We start from the raw sequence: 17,958 nt of genomic DNA, 5'->3' as shown, positions 1-17,958 counted from the left end.
GCTGTCTCTTATACACAAATCCCTGCTAAGAAATTAGCGGGGATTTTTTTGAACTAAATCTCAATGTCATGATCAGATCTTCAAATCTTGTTTGAGGGCACATTATGATTAACGAACATACTCATTGGGCAAAACAACAATTCGGTAAATCGGACTTAGGTGATCCAAGAAGAACAGCGCGTCTGGTAAAGTTAGCATCAACGCTTGCAAATGAACCAGGAAAACCACTTGTGAACATCACTCAATCCCCCGCCGATATGGAAGGTGCCTACCGCTTTATTCGCAACGAGAATATTGACGCAACGGCTATAGCAGAGTCAGGCTTTAAAGCCACGGTTGAACAAGCAAAAAGTCATAACTTATTACTCGCATTAGAAGACACGACCACACTAATTTATAAACATTCCTCCATTCGAGATGATTTGGGTCATGTCGGACGAGGAGCAAAACAACGAGGCTTGTTAGCTCATAGCGTATTACTGTTTGCGCCAGACACAAAGCAAGTTGTGGGATTAATTGAACAGTCTCGCTGGAGTCGTGATATCAACACGATTGGAAAAAGAGAAAAACACGCGACGACTTCTTACGAAGAAAAAGAAAGTTACAAGTGGGAGTCAGCGTCACGAGCGATGGCAGAGCGGCTGCAAGGACAAATGGCGAACGTGATATCGGTGTGTGACCGCGAAGCGGACATCTACGAATACTTGCAGTATAAACTGAGCGAGCAGCAACGATTCGTCGTACGCTCGATGCAAAGTCGTCATATTGAAGAAGGTGAGGATAAGCTCTATGCGTTTGCAAGCGAGCTGATGAGTGCAGGCACCAAACACATCCACATTGCACAAAAAGGAGGAAGAAAAGCCCGAAGCGCAACACTGGATATCACCTATGCGCCAGTGACACTCAAAGCGCCTTACAATAAGAAAGGACACTCCCTCCCAGTTTACTATGTCGGCTGTGCAGAGCGAGGAAACGCTGAGAACGGCTTAAGCTGGCACCTATTAACCAGTGAACCAGTCACCAGCAAAGAAGACGCTTTAGCTATCATCACCTACTATGAGCACCGTTGGCTTGTAGAGGAATACCATAAAGTCTGGAAAAGTGATGGTACGGATATCGAAAGTTTACGCCTTCAAAGCCAAGATAACATGGAAAGATTGGTGACGATTAATGGCTTTATTGCGACGCGAATATTGCAACTAAAGTTCACCAATGAGCAGCCTGATTCTCCAAGTTGTGAACAACTGTTATCTCCCAAAGCATGGAAGTTATTGTGGTTAAAGAGAATAAAAACACCATTGCCTGAAACTGCTCCAAATATGTCATGGGCGTATCAGGAACTGGCAAAGTTAGGAGGCTGGAAAGATACCAAGCGCACAGGGCGTGCATCTGTGAAAGTGTTATGGCAAGGATGGCTTAAGTTACAAGCCATCCTGGAAGGCTACGATTTAGCAAAATCTCTTGAGTCAGACTTGTGATCAAGAGACAGCTATTAGCGCCTTTTTTAGTTAGTTAAAAACTTACTTATAGTTTTCGTAAATTTTATCGAGCGGTTCTGATAAACCACTTTCTTGCACTATACGTACATGTTCACGTTTTAATTCGCGTGCACTAGTCACACCACAAGAATGGGCTATTAGCCCAGCTCCGTAATGAATGTATTTATTATAGTTAGCTACTCGTTGCGCTTTATCAGCTACATTTAAGCCGCGTTGCAAACGCTCGTTATGCGTAGTGATCCCAGTCGGACAGGTATCTTTATTACATTGCATTGCCTGAATACAGCCCAGTGCAAACATATGCCCTCGAGCCGATACAACAAAATCAGCGCCCAACGCTAACGCCCAAGCAACCTTTGAAGGAACGATTAATTTACCAGACGCGATTATTTTAATACGATCTCGCAGTCCATGTTTTTCAAGCATATTAACTACAAGCGGTAAACTTTCGCGCAGTGGTAAACCCACTGAATCCATAAGCGGTTGTGGTGCTGCGCCCGTACCACCATCAGCACTATCTATGGTAATAAAGTCAGGCGCGGACTCTATACCACGGTGGTTTATTTCAGCGAACAACGTTTCTAACCATCCGTAAGCACCAATAACGGCTTTAAACCCTGTAGGTTTACCTGTCGCGTTACGCACAGTGGCAATCATATCCAGAATATCGGCTGGGTTTTTAATTTCAGGATGACCATTGGGGCTAATAGAATCTTGCCCTTCTGGTATGCCCCTAATTTTAGCTATTTCGGCGTTAACTTTGCGTCCTGGTAACATACCGCCTTTACCTGGTTTTGCACCTTGGCTCATTTTAAGTTCAAACATTTTTACTTGTTCGTGAGCCGCTATTTCTTTTAGCTTTTTGGTACTTAAATTTCCATGCTCGTCTCGTGCACCATATTTAGCTGTACCAATCTGAAACACTAAATCGGCACCACCTTCTAAATGATAAGGACTTAACCCCCCTTCACCGGTGTTCATCCAACAACCCGCTAGTTTTGCCCCTTTTGATAAGGCTCGTACAGCTGGCTTTGAAAGCGCACCAAAACTCATACCAGACACATTGAATAACGAGTTGGTCGTGTAAGGTGTTTTACAGTATGGACCCAAAGTAACATTACTCGGGTCGAGCGCTTCTTCGTCTAAAGTAGGAAATGCACAGTTCATAAACATAACCGTACCTGTTACTTCTAAGCTTTGCGTGGAGCCAAATGCAGCCGTACGGTCAACATCTTTTGCTGCACGATAAACCCAACTACGCTCTGCGCGGTTAAACGGCATTTCTTCTCTATCTTGAGCAAAAAAGTACTGTCTAAAAAACTCACCTTGGCGTTCAAAAAAATATCGAAAGCGACCAATAACAGGGTAATTACGTCTAATAGCATGCTTGGTTTGTGTTACATCTCGAATATAAAAAACGACAACGATTAAAACCAATAACCCTAAAACAACAATAAACATACTTGCAAATACATCAATACTAAACATTATAAAATTACTCACCCAAGGCCCCTTGATGACTGTTTTTAAAATAAAAAAGTGCTATACCACCAAAATGACATAACACTTTTATTTGTTCAAGGCTTTAACTGCCTTATATCTAATTCTGTTGTTTAGCTAACTCTGCTTTTATATATAAACGCACTTGCGTTTCAAGTACCGATAAAGGCACTGAACCATGGCGTAATATTTGATGATGAAATTCACGAATATCAAAGCTTTTTCCTAGCGCTTGCTCTGCTTCAATGCGTAAACGCTTAATAGTAAGCTCACCTATTTTGTACGAAAGCGCCTGTGCAGGCCATGTAATATAACGATCGGTTTCGGTTTTAACGTTATGCAACGAAAGCGCTGTATTTTCGCTCATAAAGTTCATGGCACGCTCGCGACTCCAGCCATACATATGCATACCTGTATCAACAACTAAACGCGCTGCTCGCCACATTTCATACGTTAAACGACCAAAACGGCTATATGGGTCTTGATAAAAGCCGGCTTCTAAACCTAAATATTCAGAGTAAAGCCCCCAACCTTCGCCAAATGCCGAGAGGTAAGCATCACGGCGATAGCTCGGCAGATTTTCAAGCTCTGCATTAAGTGATATTTGTAAATGATGGCCAGGCACGGCTTCGTGCAGCGTTAATGCTTCTAAAACATACAAAGGGCGCTTATCTAAAGCGTAAGTATTTACCCAATAATACCCTGCTTCATCATCTCGATTAGAGCCTGAATATCGACCGGTTGTGTATTTAGGTGCAATACTAGCCGGTACAGGTGCTACACCATAAGGTTTGCGCGGTAAGGTATGAAATAATTTAGGCAGTTGTGCATCCATTTTTTTAGCAATATAAGATGCTTCTTTTAAAAGTTGCTCTGGTGTTGTGGCGTAAAATTGTGGATCAGTGCGTAAAAAGTGGATAAATTCGGCAAACGTGCCTTTAAAACCTACCTCTACTATTACGTTTTCCATTTCACTACGAATTCGCTCAACTTCTTTTAAGCCAAGTTCGTGAATCTCTTTAGGTGTCATATCGGTAGTGGTGTAGTACTTAGCTCTATTTTTATAAAACGCTTCGCCATTAGGTGTATCTGATATACCAATACTTGTACGTGCACCAGGTCGATATTGCTGCGTAAAAAACGCTAAATAATCCTTATAAGATTTTATAACCTCTTCTTTTATAATATTTTTAGCTTTTTGTTGTAGTGCTTTAAATTCACTTTCACTTAAACCAGCTGCGTTAGTTAAAAATGGTTTATAAAATTCAGACGTAGTTACATCGTCAACAATGTAAGCATTAATTGAATCTTCATAACCTTCTAATACAGCTCTAGGTTGAGTAAGCCCTGTCTCAAGCCCTTTTTTCATCCAATACATGTTTTGCTCAAAAAAGCGTGGAACTTGCGCCAATCGTGCAAGATACACTTGGTAATCTTCCGGGTTTTTATATTTAGAGCTATTTATTATGTACGATAAACCAGAATGAAACCCATATTCAGAGGTGAGCGGCATATAGTGCGCATTAAATACATATTCATCGACACTGTTTTGTACTTGAGCTCGAATAATATCGAAGTTAATTTGATTTTCATCGCTTAGCTTTTCAATATTAATAGTGTCTAATTCAGCAAGTAATCGCGTTTTATTTTTATATTCTTGCGCTAAAAATTCAGAGGATAAATTTGGTAATAAATAACCTTCAACACCACCTACACTATCGTAAGGGTTAATGCTTTCTCTATAATCAACAATACTTTGCGCTACTTGAGTAAATTGTTGATCTGAATTTTGCATGGTCATTTGGCATGCACTTAATGAGCACAAAACCGTGATACCAAATAAAGATTGGCGAAGGGGCTTAATTAAAAAATGATTCATTATAATGTAACTTAGCAGTGTTATTAATTTCATAAAGCTATCGTAGGGTAAATAAATAGCAAGTAAATGAGACCAACCTCATAGTAATAATCCCTACTTATACCAAGTGTATTAATACGTTACATACATTAAATGAAGTAAAAACCAGCCTAATTGATGAGAAAAACAGCGATTAAGCTGCTAAAGCAAAATTTAAGTTCCCTAACTATCGTTTTTGCTTTTAAATAGCTCGGATAATGATTACTGTATAAAAAAATAATAAAAAGCTCGGACGCATAACCGCCTCATGGAATGAGATATTTTAAAATTTGCACTTATGCGTACTTAGTTGGTATTTAAAATGATGTTCCATGATTCCATGGCTATTGCACAAGAAAAAATGACCAAAGTGTGTGTTTTTTTAGAGCGCTATACGCTCCCACCTACGCCGCTGAATTATCAAGTTATTTATGCTTATACCAGTCAAACTAATCTCAAGCTAAACAAAGCTTTAGACCGTGCTATCGCTGTTGAAGACAATATAGATAGCGTTTTAATTGAACAACTACATTCTGAGTTTTTAAATACTGGCCACAAAGCGCAAGTCAACATGATTCAAAATGTTGATGGTGTTATAAACTCACTTTCTCAAAATTCTCAAGCTACTGAAAAGCAAATAATTCGCTTTGCGGGTCAAGTGAGCGAATGCGTACATTCCCTAGATGAGAACAACATAGAACAAAGCCGTCAAGCGCTTGAAGTTCTTCATAATCAAACCGCCGAATTACTCAACCAACATAAGCAATTTAAGCAAGAACTAAGCAAAGCCAAACAACTACACGAAAAAACACAAAAGCAGCTAACTCAACTTCGTAAACAGCATATTATTGATAGCCAAACAGGGCTTTATAAGCGCCATTATTTAACGCAACAAACCCAAGTGTGGACTAATCAACAAAAATCTATTTGCGCAATAGCGATTCAAATAGACAACCTTGATCACTTTACTAAAAATTATGGTGATATTATTGGTGAAGTCATTTTGAGTAAAGTCGCTAAGCAAGTGCAAAAATATGTTTTTCAAAGTGGCTTACCTGGTCGCACAGCAAAAGATCAATTTACTGTTCTCCTCGCCGACATAGACCCAGATACAGCTAATGTTATTGCCGAAAAAGTACGAAATGGGGTCGAAAAGCTACGCTTTGTTAGTTCAAAAACAGGTATCAAGCTACCAAGTATTGGCTTATCACTAGGAATTGCTCAGCATCAACAAGAAGATGATTTTAATCAGTTAGCAAAAAAAGCATCTCATGCGGCTTTTAAAGCACGTTCATTAGGTCAAAGTAGTTACACTGCAGGGCAATAAATTACCTGATAAATCATATTCAAATTGCACCTACTGTGTACAATAAAGTACACTAACCTCTATTGTCACGATAGAGATTAATCATGAACGAAACCGAACAAAAGACCACGCATTTTGGTTATAAAACAGTAGCCGAGAACGATAAAGCTTCTATGGTTGCTGATGTATTTCACTCAGTAGCTGCAAAATACGATGTAATGAATGATTTAATGTCTTTTGGTGTACATCGTTTATGGAAACGTCAAACTATTGCAAGCTCAGGTGTTCGTAAAGGCCATCATGTACTTGATTTAGCCGGTGGCACTGGCGACTTAACGGCAAAGTTTAGTCAATTAGTGGGCGAAACGGGTCAAGTTGTTTTAGGTGATATAAACTCATCTATGCTTAAAGTTGGTCGTGAAAAACTACATAATCTTGGCTTAGTAGGCAATATCGACTACGTGCAAATGAATGCAGAAATGCTGCCATTCCCAGATAATAGCTTTGATGTGATCACTATTGCCTTTGGCTTACGTAACGTTACTGATAAAGACAAAGCATTACGCTCTATGTACCGTATTTTAAAGCCAGGTGGTCGTTTACTTGTTTTAGAGTTTTCAAAACCAGAGCATGACGTACTTAGTAAAGCTTACGATTTTTACTCATTTAACTTATTGCCAACAATGGGTAAGCTAGTTGCTAACGACAGTGAATCGTATAAGTATTTAGCTGAATCTATTCGTATGCATCCAGATCAAGACACGCTAAAAGCGATGATGGAAGATGCAGGCTTTGAGCAAACAACATATCAAAACCTCACTGGCGGTATTGTTGCGCTGCACCGTGGTTTTAAATATTAAGGCTAGTAGTTATGGCGCTTGAGAAAACAACAAAAAATAATAATGATGCAATGCCATCTGAATTTTTTATGTTACCTAATTTTGTACTTTCGCTTATTGAGCGTGTACTAAATCAAGCACTTAGCCTTGACCCACAATTATCTCAAAAGCTAAGCGCCGTTAAACATCAGCGCTTAGTGGTTGAAGTAAGAGATTGGCAACAAAGCATCCAACTTGTTTATAGCGCTGAGCAATTACACTTATACAGTGCTCAAAATAATGAAAACGCAGATTGTATGATCAGCGCAGACATAGACACGCTTTTAGCGCTTAAAAACCCAGCTATGCTTACCCAGTTAATTCGCCAAGATAAGCTCGACTTACAAGGCGATTTAAATATTGCGCAAACTTATAGCAATGCGTTTTCAGGCATTGATATTGATTGGCCTGAACAGCTCTCTAGATACATTGGCGATACCCCCGCTCAGCAGTTATATCTGCACTTAAAAAAACTAAAACAAAAGAGCAGCAAAACCAACACTAAAATAAGTACAATGCTTACAAGTTTATGCCAAGATGAGCTCGCAATTACTATTCACCCATTAGAACTTGAGCAATTTAAACAAAAAAATAGAGAACTCAAAGGCCAAGTCGCTGCTGTTGAGCTGCGTATAAATACCTTGTTAAACTCTTTTTCACCTTCAAACACCCGCTAAGGATTTTTTGTGTCGACTGCACGTTTGTATAACATCACCAAAACATTACTTAGCTATGGGTTAGACGAGCTAATTCCAAAACATAAGATCCCTTGGTTTGGTAAAGTAGCTCGTGGCAGTTTGTTTTGGCTGCGTAATCAGCACAAAGAAAAACCTGCAGGGCTACGCTTACGTTTGGCACTACAAGAGCTTGGTCCTGTTTGGATTAAATTTGGCCAAATGCTCTCAACTCGTCGTGACTTACTCCCTCATGATATCGCTTTAGAGCTTGCGTTTTTACAAGATCAAGTTCAGCCATTTGAAGGCGCACTTGCACAAAAAATTATAGAAAAAGCGCTAGAAATTAACGACATAAGTGAGTTATTTAGTGAGTTTTCACAAATTCCACTGGCCTCAGCATCTATAGCGCAAGTACATACAGCAAAGCTTATTGATGAGCAAAGCATTGAGCAAGATGTAGTAATTAAGGTTATTAGACCCAATATTTACGAGCAAATTAATGCCGACTTAGCGTTAATGGAAAAGCTCGCTAAGGTACTTGCAAAAGTCCATAACGAATCAAAACGTCTACGCCCCGTTGAAGTGGTTAAAGAATACAAAAAAACACTCCTAGACGAGCTCGATTTAATGCGAGAAGGTGCCAATGGCATTCAACTAAAACGCAATTTTGAAGGCTCTGATTCATTATATATACCTGCAGTTTACAGTGATTACAGCCGTAGCAATGTGCTGGTAATGGAGCGTATTTACGGTATACCAGTGTCTGATACGGATGCATTGCTGGCGCAAAACACTAATATGAAATTACTTGCTGAGCGCGGCGTAGAAGTGTTTTTTACGCAGGTGTTTAGAGACAGCTTTTTTCATGCCGACATGCACCCTGGTAATATATTCGTCTCTCGCGAGCATCCTGAAAATCCAATGTATATCGGTATTGATTGCGGTATAGTTGGTACGTTAAGCAAAGAAGATAAACGCTATTTAGCTGAAAACTTTATCGCCTTTTTTAATCGTGATTATCGCCAAGTTGCACAGCTACACGTTGATTCAGGTTGGGTACCACCAGATACTAGCATTGAAGAATTTGAATTTGCGATTCGCACAGTTTGCGAGCCTATATTTAATAAACCTTTGGCTGAAATTTCATTTGGTCACGTGCTCGTAAATCTATTTAATACTGCACGTCGTTTTAACATGCAGGTACAACCGCAATTAGTATTGCTACAAAAAACCTTATTATACGTTGAAGGATTAGGGCGTCAGCTTTACCCGCAACTCGACTTATGGAAAACAGCCAAACCCTTTTTAGAAGATTGGGTGAAGCAGCAAGTTGGACCGCTATCAGTACTGAAGCAAATGTATGCTAACTTGCCATTTTGGGCTGAAAAAATGCCTGAACTACCTGATCTAATTTACCAAAATTTAAAGCGTGCACCACACGCTCATCAACCTCAAGAACAAAAGGTATCTCATAAACCTTTAATATTGAGTTTATTTGGTAGTGCTACAATGATTATGGCAACACTTTGTTATTTACAGCACGATTTAGTAGCTGCAAGCATTGCAATAGCCTTATCCGCTATTAGCTTTATTGCAGCATGGCGCAACGCATAAACTGAGTGCTATTTGCGCTATTGGGCGTATAATTAGTATTTAAAATATACATTTAACCGTTTTATATATTGGAGAAAACCATGGGTTTTGGTGGTATTAGTATTTGGCAATTATTAATTGTTTTAGCGATCATAGTTTTACTTTTCGGCACAAAAAAACTACGCGGTATGGGAGGTGATATTGGAGGCGCTGTTAAAGGCTTCAAAAAAGCAATGTCGGACGACACAGCGAGTGAGCAAGAAAAATCAGAGCAAATTCAACAATCAGAAAAAAGCACCGTTGACGACTCAACCAATACTGAAAAAAACAAAGATAGCAATAAGGTTTAATTAGTATGGGAATGTGGGAACTTGTTGTTGTTTTTATTGTTGGCTTAGTGGTGCTCGGCCCTGAGCGCTTACCTGTTGCTATTAGAACAGTGAGTAAATGGGTTAAAACCGCTAAATCACTTGCCAACTCAGTAAAAGCCGAAGTAAGTGAAGAACTGCGTATTCATGAACTTCACGAAAACCTTAAAAAAGCAGAACAACAAGAACTAAAAGACTTAAGCCCTGAGCTACAAAGTTCATTAACGGAGCTACAAAAAGCGGCTGAGTCAGTTACTCACAGCTACAAAAAAACACAACCTGATACATCAAATAGCCAACAACTTGATGAAAAAAAGTGAAATTTATCTCTCACTTTGTGGTCAACTTACTACATGGTATAAAAAATAATGGTTGAGGAAGTAAAATCGGGGTTTGTATCTCATTTAATTGAGTTACGTGATCGACTGATAAAAGCGCTATTGAGCATTTTATTATTTTTTATCGCGCTGTTTTATTTTAAAGATAATATTTACGAACTTATAGCGGCACCATTAGTGGTTCATTTACCTAATGGCGCGACCATGATAGCTATAAATGTGAGTGACCCTTTTATAGTCCCTATGATGCTTACTTTTTTTGTTGCGGCTTTATTATCTACTCCATGGATACTTCATCAAATTTGGGGGTTTATAGCTCCTGGCTTGTACCAAAATGAAAAAAAAATGCTAATACCTATACTAATCTCAAGCGTTGTCTTGTTTTATGGGGGTATCGCTTTTTGCTACTTTGCAGTACTACCAATTATATTAGGTTTTTTTACAAGTACAGGTCCCGAAATGATGACTCTAGCACCCGATATCGCTAGCTATTTAGGATTCGTATTAAAACTATTTTTTGCATTCGGTGTCGCTTTCGAAATTCCAGTAGCTATTATGCTGCTATGCTGGAGTGGCGCAACAACAACAAAAAGCTTAAAAGAAAAGCGCCCTTATATCGTGGTGGGTGTATTTGTAGTGGCAATGTTTTTAACACCGCCTGATGTTTTATCACAAACATTATTAGCATTTCCGATGCTTCTTTTGTTTGAACTAGGTTTAATTTTAGCAAAATTTTATACCGCCAAACCACAAAAAGAATCTGAGGAATAAAATGAAAAAACAACTACTCTCACTATTGGTTTTATTAAGTGCGCCAACTTTTGCTGCGCAAACTGAATTTAATACTCAGGCCCTGCAAGCATGTAGCTTTATTGAAAATGACTTTAACCGATTACTTTGCTATGACAATACAATTGCTGGTAAATCACTAACAAAGCCAACAATAACAAAAACGCTCACTCCACCAACGGCTAACAATGTACCTCAAGTCGTAGCTGCTGCACCAATTCAAGCAAAGGCAAAAGCTGACAATTTTGGCTTAGAGCACAAAGAATCACAGGTAGAAAAAGAGACTGAAATTAAAGCTATGGTTACTTCAGTGAAAGAAGCAGCTTATGGCGAGTTAATTATTTCGCTAGATAACGGCCAACAATGGCGTCAAATTGGCTCTGACAGCATGCGTTTAAAAGAAAACGATACAATTGTAATCAGCCGTGGTGCATTCAACTCCTTTTTACTGAAACAAGACGGTAAAAACCGCTCTATTCGCGTTAAACGTACTAAGTAATGTCATATACGTTAATTGATGCTGGAGTTAACTTAACTAATCATCAATTTGATGACCAGCATTATGATGTAATTAGCCGTGCAAGCGAAGCCGGTGTTACAAATATGCTTATTATAGGTTGTGATATTGCGAGTAGTCAGCAATCACTTGAACTTGCGATAAAACATCTTCAATATTCTACGGCGGGTGTCCACCCACATGATGCTAAATCGGCGACGAATGAATTAGAAGCACAATTAACTGCACTTGCTAACAATAAGCAAGTCATAGCAATTGGTGAATGCGGCCTTGATTATAACCGTGACTTTTCACCTCGCGATGTACAGCGTAGTGTTTTTAGACGCCACCTAGCACTTGCCGAAAAATTAGATTTACCTGTTTACTTACATGAACGTGATGCAAGTGACGACATGCTAAGTATTTTAAAAGAGTTTAATATTCGCGGTGTACTCCACTGCTTTACGGGTAACTCAGCAGCTCTAAAGCAATATTTAGATTTAGGTCTGTATATTGGTATAACGGGTTGGGTATGTGATGAAAGGCGTGGTAAAGATTTACAACAACTAGTGCCTAGTATTCCTCTAGATCGATTATTAATAGAAACTGATGCACCATTTTTAATTCCACTAACAGTTAAGCCAAAACCTAAATCGCGTAAAAATGAACCCGCTCTGCTTCCTTATATTTGCCAAACAGTTGCGCAACTTTATCAAATAGATGAAGAAGTTGTGGCCCGTAAAACTACAGAAAACTTTTACAATGTTTTTGGTTTAAAGAGCTTCTAATGGCGTGCACAAAAGCATTACTAAGTCTATTGATGCTTCTTTGCACTTTTTGCTCTTTCGCAAGCCCTGTAATAATAAAACATGATTTTAACTCCCAAAACATTAATAACCTGCATTACTCTTTTGAACCAACTTCGCTATTAGATGCACAACAAAGTAGCCATATACAGTGGCAAAAAAACACAGGTAAACCTCTTAACCTAGGTCTTGAGCAGCGTTCTGTATGGATGAAATTTAAAATAAAAAACACGCTGAGTTATAATACCGAACAACTGTTGTCACTAAACAACCCTCTGCTAAACGACGTTCAAGTATATCAGTTACATAACTCGCAATTAATTTCTCACGCCCAAATTGGCGATGCGTACCCCCTTGATAAACGTGCGATTAAGAGTGAATCTTTATTAGTTAAACTAATTAGCCCTGCAAATAGCGAAACCATTATTATTATGAGAGTGACGAATAGCTCCGGCTTGCGAGTCCCTTTAACGCTGTGGCAACCAGAAGCTTATTTGGCACATAAAGGTAAACTTAATTTACTCTATGGCTTATTGATTGGTTTTATATTTTCTTTAGGTGTGAGTTGCTTAGTTTTATATAGTTTTTCACGTAAACGTTATTTTGTTTATGCTGGTTTAATTACTCTCACATTAGGTAGTTTATTAGCCTACATTTGTGGCTTTGGCCTAAAATATATTCACCCTAATTTGCCAGCGTTACAGCAAGTTATGATCCCTATATTACTTATGCTTATTGCTTTAATGTTTTTGCCTTTACAAAAGCAAATTTGCCATCCAAAGCCCTCTTTTTTACTAACGGTTCAAAAAGTGATAGTTAACGCATTAGGTATCTCGTTATTGTTTATTTGGCTATTTCCAAACCATATAGTGACACTATTTTGCTTAACTACTATCCCAATCGTTTTAAGCTTTTATATTGCAACTACACTTATGTGCATACGTTTATCACCTTCTAAACCTAATAAAGCGCTACTGCTCGTATTAGTTTTTTTCTTGGTGGTGATGCTTTATTTTATTGTTGCAGTAATAGGGCTATACGCCTTTGACAGAAGTACATTAGCATTTGTATTTACATGCTTTTTTAGCTGCACATTTTGTCTATGCTACAGTGTAATGAAGTTATTTATTTTGCAACGTGATGAAGAAGTAATTGCTCAGCAAACCTTGATTGCTGAAAATGCAGCTCAAGATACACTACTTAAAGAGCGCTTAAAGTTACAAGAAAAAACACGCCAAGAACTCGAATCACAAGTCGACGAACGCACCTTTGAATTACAAGTTACACTCAGAGAACTTGAAGAAAAAAACCGTTCACTTGAGTTACTCAATACCGAAGACGCTTTAACCGGAATAAAAAACAGACGCTTTTTTGATAAAAAGCTAATAATGGAGATTCGTCGGTCTCGCCGAGAACAAACACCGCTTAGTATTGTTATGCTTGATATAGACCGATTCAAAAGCATTAACGATACATACGGACACATAATTGGCGATCAAGTTATTAAAGCTGTATCTGACCTTATAAAAGATAATTTAAAGCGACCACTCGATGAAGTTGCTCGTTATGGCGGTGAAGAGTTTGTAGTGCTATTACCTAATACCCCCAGCGAAGGTGCACAAGACATAGCTGAAAAAATACGAGCAGCTATCTCAGCCAGTACAGTAACGGTTGCCAATAATGATATTCAATTTACAATTAGCGCTGGTGTATACACCATCATTGCTGATGATGTTAGCAACCCTCAAATTTTTACTGAGTGCGCCGACAAAGCACTTTATTACGCAAAGCAACATGGCCGTAATCAAGTAATCACTTTTCCATTACCACAGTAGGAGCATATTAATATGGCCCAATCAGGATTAGACCTTTTCCCGTATACTCGCATGCGCAGAATGCGCCGCAGCGACTTTTCTCGCCGCTTAATGGCCGAAAACCAACTTAGCGTAAACGATTTAATTTACCCTGTATTTGTACTAGAAGGTAAAAATCGTCGCGAAGCAATTGAATCAATGCCTGGTATTGAACGTCTATCGATAGATTTACTATTACTTGAGGCAAAAGAACTTGTTGAGCTTGGCGTACCTGCCGTTGCTATTTTTCCGGTAACCCCTGCGGACAAAAAATCACTATTTGCCGAAGAAGCATATAATGACGATGGCTTAGTACAACGCACTGTTCGCGCTTTAAAAGAAGCCTTTCCTGAGTTGGGTGTAATTACTGATGGTGCACTTGATCCATTCACGACGCACGGTCAAGACGGCATTATTGATGACACAGGCTATGTAATAAACGACGTAACCACCGAAATTTTAGTTAAACAAGCACTCTCGCATGCAGAAGCGGGCGCTGATGTAATTGCCCCTTCGGACATGATGGATGGCCGTATTGCTGCAATTCGTGAAGCACTTGAAGCTGATGGGTTTGTGCATACCCGTATTATGGCCTACTCAGCTAAATATGCATCTAGCTACTATGGCCCATTTAGAGACGCAATAGGTTCTGCTGGGAACTTAAAAGGTGCCGATAAAAAAACCTACCAAATGGACCCAGCAAACTCTGATGAAGCAATACGTGAAGTCGCATTAGACTTACAAGAAGGCGCTGATATGGTCATGGTTAAGCCTGGCATGCCTTATTTAGATATTGTACGCCGTGTTAAAGACGAGTTTGGTGTACCTACTTTCGCATATCAGGTAAGCGGTGAGTATGCAATGCACAAGGCGGCAATTGATAATGGTTGGTTAAGTGAGGAAGCGACTATAATGGAGTCTTTACTTGCATTTAAGCGTGCTGGAGCTGATGGTATTTTAACCTATTTTGCAAAGCAAGCCGCACAATACCTCGCTAAAAAGTAAATTTTATAACAAGGCGGTCAAACCGCCTTTTTACATGCATTTACACTTTTGTATTATTTAGTCACATTTATTCTCTAAACTAGTGTCCCATTTTGGGATTTAATACACGGGGATAATAAAAATGTTTAAAACAAAAATAACACCTCCCGCACTTGTTATAGCAAGTCTTAGCGCACCAGCATCCGCTGATCTAATCATTTCTGAATATGTTTAAAGAAGCAGTAATAATAAAGCAATTGAGCTTTATAATAACTCGTCATCTCCACTAACTCTTGATCAGTACTCACTAAGTTTGTATGTAAATGGCAAAACTACAATTCAATCAACTCTTGATTTGTCTGGTACTTTGGCAGCTAACAGTACCTTTGTTGTTGTTAATTCAAGTTCAAATGATGCACTAAAAGAAAAAGCCGATTTAGAACATGGTGTTGCTAACTTTAATGGTGATGATGCGTTAGTTCTAATGCAAGGTAGCACTGTAGTCGATAGCTTTGGCCAGCGCGGTGTAGATCCCGGTTCGTTTTGGTCTGAGGGCGCAGTACAAACACAAAATAAAACACTTCGTAGAAAAGATAGTATTACCGCAGGTAGAACAACACCTGACGCAAAGTTTAACCCGAGTGAAGAATGGGTACAGTTTGACCAAGATGACTTTGATGGTTTAGGTTCACATGCAGGTAATGGTGGAACAACACCTGAACCAATTCCAGAACCAGAACCACTTGAACCACTTGTTTGTGGCGCAGAAAAAGTACTAATTAACGCTATACAAGGCGATAGCTCTGCAAGCCCGCTTGTTGATACTTTAGTAGAGTTTGAGGGGATTGTAACCGCAGACTTCCAAGATGATGATCAATTAAAAGGCTTTTTTGTTAGCTCACTTGCTGCTGACATAGATGCAAATCCTCTCACCTCTGAAGGTGTATTTGTTTATTTTGCAGATATTGACGTAAACGTAGGCGACCATGTACGTGTACAAGGTACTGTAGAAGAATATTTTGATGCAACACAAATCGGCAGTGTTAGCCAAGTTGCCATATGTGGCACTGGTTTAGCTGCAGCAGCTACAAAAATCACTTTACCTTTAGCTGATACAACTGATTTAGAAGCTTTTGAAGGTATGTTAGTTACATTAGAACAACCATTAGTAGTAACTAATAACTTTGGCCTTGGTCGATATGGTGAAGTTGAATTAGCAACAGAACGCTTGTATCAAGGTACCCAAGTTGCATTACCTGGAGATGCAGCTAATGCAGTTGAAACTGAAAATCTACTTAAAAAGATTTTACTAGATGATGGCTCTACAGTACAAAACTTAGACCCTACAGCCTACCCAACTCCAGGCTTATCAGCAGAAAATACATTACGTACTGGCGATACAGTTAATACGGTTACGGGGGCACTTGCTTATAGCTTTAGCCTTTACAGAATCCACCCAACGGTAGCACCTTCGTTTATTGCAACAAATGCACGTAAAAATGCGCCTGAACTTAATGCTGAAGCAGATTTACGTGTAGCTAGCTTTAACGTACTTAATTACTTTAATGGTGATGGCCAAGGCGGAGGGTTCCCTACAGCCCGAGGTGCAGATTCAGAAGCTGAATTTACTCGCCAAGAAGCTAAAATTGTAAGTGCCATTAGCGCTATCCAGGCCGATGTTGTTGGTTTAATGGAAATTGAAAATGATGGTTTTGGCGAATTTAGTGCAATTGCAAGCTTAGTAGATGCATTAAATGACGCTGATAGTGCTAACAACTATGCATTTGTTGATTTTAACGTAGATCAAATTGGTACCGATGCAATTACTACCGCACTTATCTATCGTGCTAACAAAGTAGAAGAAGTAGGTACTGCTGCTATTACGACTGAGGCTCCATTTGATTTTAGTAACCGTGCTCCAATTGCACAAAGCTTTAAATCATTAGAAACTGATGAAGTATTTACTGTTGCTGTGTCACACCTTAAATCTAAAAGCTGTGGTAGTGCTTCTGGAAACAATGCAGATTCAGGTGATGGACAAGGCTGTTGGAATGAAATACGCACAGAAGGTGCTAATGCATTCGCAAATTGGCTTGATAGCAAACCAACCGGTGTTGACGACGAAGATACTATTTTAGTCGGCGATATGAATGCTTACGCAATGGAAGATCCTATACGTGCATTTGCTGATAAAGGCTACAAAAATGTAGTTGCAGAAATTGATGGTGATACGCTTGGTTATTCTTACAGCTTTTCTGGTCGCGCTGGTAGTTTAGATCATGCAGTAGCTACCCAATCACTATTTAGCAAAATTGTCGCAGCAACAGATTGGCACATCAACGCAGATGAACCTATTTCTCTTGATTACAATGTAGAGTTTAAAAGCGAAGGTCAACAATCTAGTTTGTACTCTGAAAGTGCATACCGCGCATCAGATCACGACCCTGTAATTATTGATATTAAATCTGAAATCACTTTAACACCTGAAGAGCAAACGCCAGTTATTAAAGCTGATCAAGTTTTTGCAGTCGATGAAAACAGCGCAATTGGAACAATTATCGGCACACTCGATTTTAGTGATCCAAATGCCGATGAATCACCAGTTGTTAAATTTATTACATCTGATAATGACAGCGTTTCTATTAACAATCAGGGGCAGCTAATTGTTGCTGGAGAGATTGATTACGAATTTGAAAATCGTATTACTTTAACAGTGCAAGCTCAGGATAGCGTGGGTAACTTATCTAACGTTGAAAAAGTAGCCGTGAAAGTAAATAACTTACGCTCAGATGATAATAATGATGCAGGTTCATTATTATGGTTATCACTTCTTTTAGCACCACTATCAATAGTGCGTCGATTTAAAAAGAAATAACTAAGTTAAATCTAAACATTTAAAAGCCGCTCTTGCGGCTTTTTTATTTTATACAAATGTAATTCAGACAAGCTTCATTAAACCCCCCGTAATATGTTC

Annotated in this window: 14 protein-coding genes and 1 pseudogene; 13 read left to right on the top strand and 2 right to left on the bottom strand. The window is 39.0% G+C overall.

The features are described 5' to 3' along the window. Window positions 1-104 precede the first annotated feature (104 nt). Entirely contained in the window at window positions 105-1,478 is a 1,374-nt protein-coding gene (locus GQR45_RS17870) for an IS4 family transposase (RefSeq protein ID WP_096058041.1), read from the top strand. 42 nt (window positions 1,479-1,520) lie between these two features. Here GQR45_RS17870 and GQR45_RS17865 read toward each other — a convergent pair whose 3' ends face one another. Further along, window positions 1,521-2,987, bottom strand: coding sequence for an FMN-binding glutamate synthase family protein (locus GQR45_RS17865; RefSeq protein ID WP_197103504.1), 1,467 nt, complete (start codon window positions 2,985-2,987; stop codon window positions 1,521-1,523). A gap of 112 nt (window positions 2,988-3,099) precedes the next feature. After that, entirely contained in the window at window positions 3,100-4,878 is a 1,779-nt protein-coding gene (locus GQR45_RS17860) for a DUF885 domain-containing protein (RefSeq protein WP_165726636.1), read from the bottom strand. 358 nt (window positions 4,879-5,236) lie between these two features. Here GQR45_RS17860 and GQR45_RS17855 point away from each other — a divergent pair, with 358 nt between their 5' ends. The 12 genes and pseudogenes from GQR45_RS17855 to GQR45_RS17800 all read left to right on the top strand — a co-directional run bounded on the left by GQR45_RS17855 (window position 5,237) and on the right by GQR45_RS17800 (window position 17,859). Continuing rightward, window positions 5,237-6,223, top strand: a complete 987-nt coding sequence (locus GQR45_RS17855) for a GGDEF domain-containing protein (protein WP_007579862.1) — start codon at window positions 5,237-5,239, stop codon at window positions 6,221-6,223. Window positions 6,224-6,306: 83 nt separating this feature from the next. Beyond that, window positions 6,307-7,062, top strand: a complete 756-nt coding sequence (gene ubiE, locus GQR45_RS17850) for a bifunctional demethylmenaquinone methyltransferase/2-methoxy-6-polyprenyl-1,4-benzoquinol methylase UbiE (protein WP_024589468.1) — start codon at window positions 6,307-6,309, stop codon at window positions 7,060-7,062. 11 nt (window positions 7,063-7,073) lie between these two features. After that, complete coding sequence (locus GQR45_RS17845) at window positions 7,074-7,757, top strand: SCP2 sterol-binding domain-containing protein (protein WP_165726634.1); 684 nt, start codon at window positions 7,074-7,076, stop codon at window positions 7,755-7,757. Window positions 7,758-7,766: 9 nt separating this feature from the next. After that, window positions 7,767-9,371, top strand: a complete 1,605-nt coding sequence (ubiB, locus tag GQR45_RS17840; RefSeq protein ID WP_101217598.1) for a ubiquinone biosynthesis regulatory protein kinase UbiB — start codon at window positions 7,767-7,769, stop codon at window positions 9,369-9,371. A gap of 80 nt (window positions 9,372-9,451) precedes the next feature. Beyond that, window positions 9,452-9,700, top strand: a complete 249-nt coding sequence (gene tatA / locus GQR45_RS17835) for a Sec-independent protein translocase subunit TatA (protein WP_007579853.1) — start codon at window positions 9,452-9,454, stop codon at window positions 9,698-9,700. A gap of 5 nt (window positions 9,701-9,705) precedes the next feature. Further along, window positions 9,706-10,038, top strand: a complete 333-nt coding sequence (gene tatB / locus GQR45_RS17830; RefSeq protein ID WP_024609389.1) for a Sec-independent protein translocase protein TatB — start codon at window positions 9,706-9,708, stop codon at window positions 10,036-10,038. 48 nt (window positions 10,039-10,086) lie between these two features. Continuing rightward, window positions 10,087-10,827 (top strand): twin-arginine translocase subunit TatC, encoded by a 741-nt coding sequence (gene tatC / locus GQR45_RS17825; protein ID WP_024593819.1) that lies wholly within the window; start codon window positions 10,087-10,089, stop codon window positions 10,825-10,827. Between the two features lies 1 nt (window position 10,828). Then, window positions 10,829-11,344, top strand: a complete 516-nt coding sequence (locus tag GQR45_RS17820; RefSeq protein WP_165726633.1) for a hypothetical protein — start codon at window positions 10,829-10,831, stop codon at window positions 11,342-11,344. Further along, window positions 11,344-12,129: a TatD family hydrolase gene (locus GQR45_RS17815; protein ID WP_165726632.1), complete on the top strand. Its 786-nt coding sequence runs from the start codon at window positions 11,344-11,346 to the stop codon at window positions 12,127-12,129. Before GQR45_RS17820 ends, GQR45_RS17815 begins: the two co-directional genes overlap by 1 nt. Continuing rightward, window positions 12,129-13,982: a diguanylate cyclase gene (locus GQR45_RS17810; protein ID WP_165726631.1), complete on the top strand. Its 1,854-nt coding sequence runs from the start codon at window positions 12,129-12,131 to the stop codon at window positions 13,980-13,982. The genes GQR45_RS17815 and GQR45_RS17810 overlap by 1 nt, the downstream gene beginning before the upstream one ends. A 12-nt stretch (window positions 13,983-13,994) precedes the next feature. After that, entirely contained in the window at window positions 13,995-15,005 is a 1,011-nt protein-coding gene (gene hemB, locus GQR45_RS17805; RefSeq protein ID WP_007579839.1) for a porphobilinogen synthase, read from the top strand. A gap of 121 nt (window positions 15,006-15,126) precedes the next feature. Beyond that, window positions 15,127-17,859 (top strand): annotated as a pseudogene (locus tag GQR45_RS17800) (ExeM/NucH family extracellular endonuclease). The last annotated feature ends 99 nt before the right edge of the window (window positions 17,860-17,958 follow it).

The organism is Pseudoalteromonas sp. SA25, assembly GCF_011378705.1.
Lineage (GTDB): Bacteria > Pseudomonadota > Gammaproteobacteria > Enterobacterales > Alteromonadaceae > Pseudoalteromonas > Pseudoalteromonas arctica.
The sequence above is the reverse complement of the archived record's forward strand: the minus strand, read 5'-3'. Positions and strand labels throughout refer to the sequence as shown.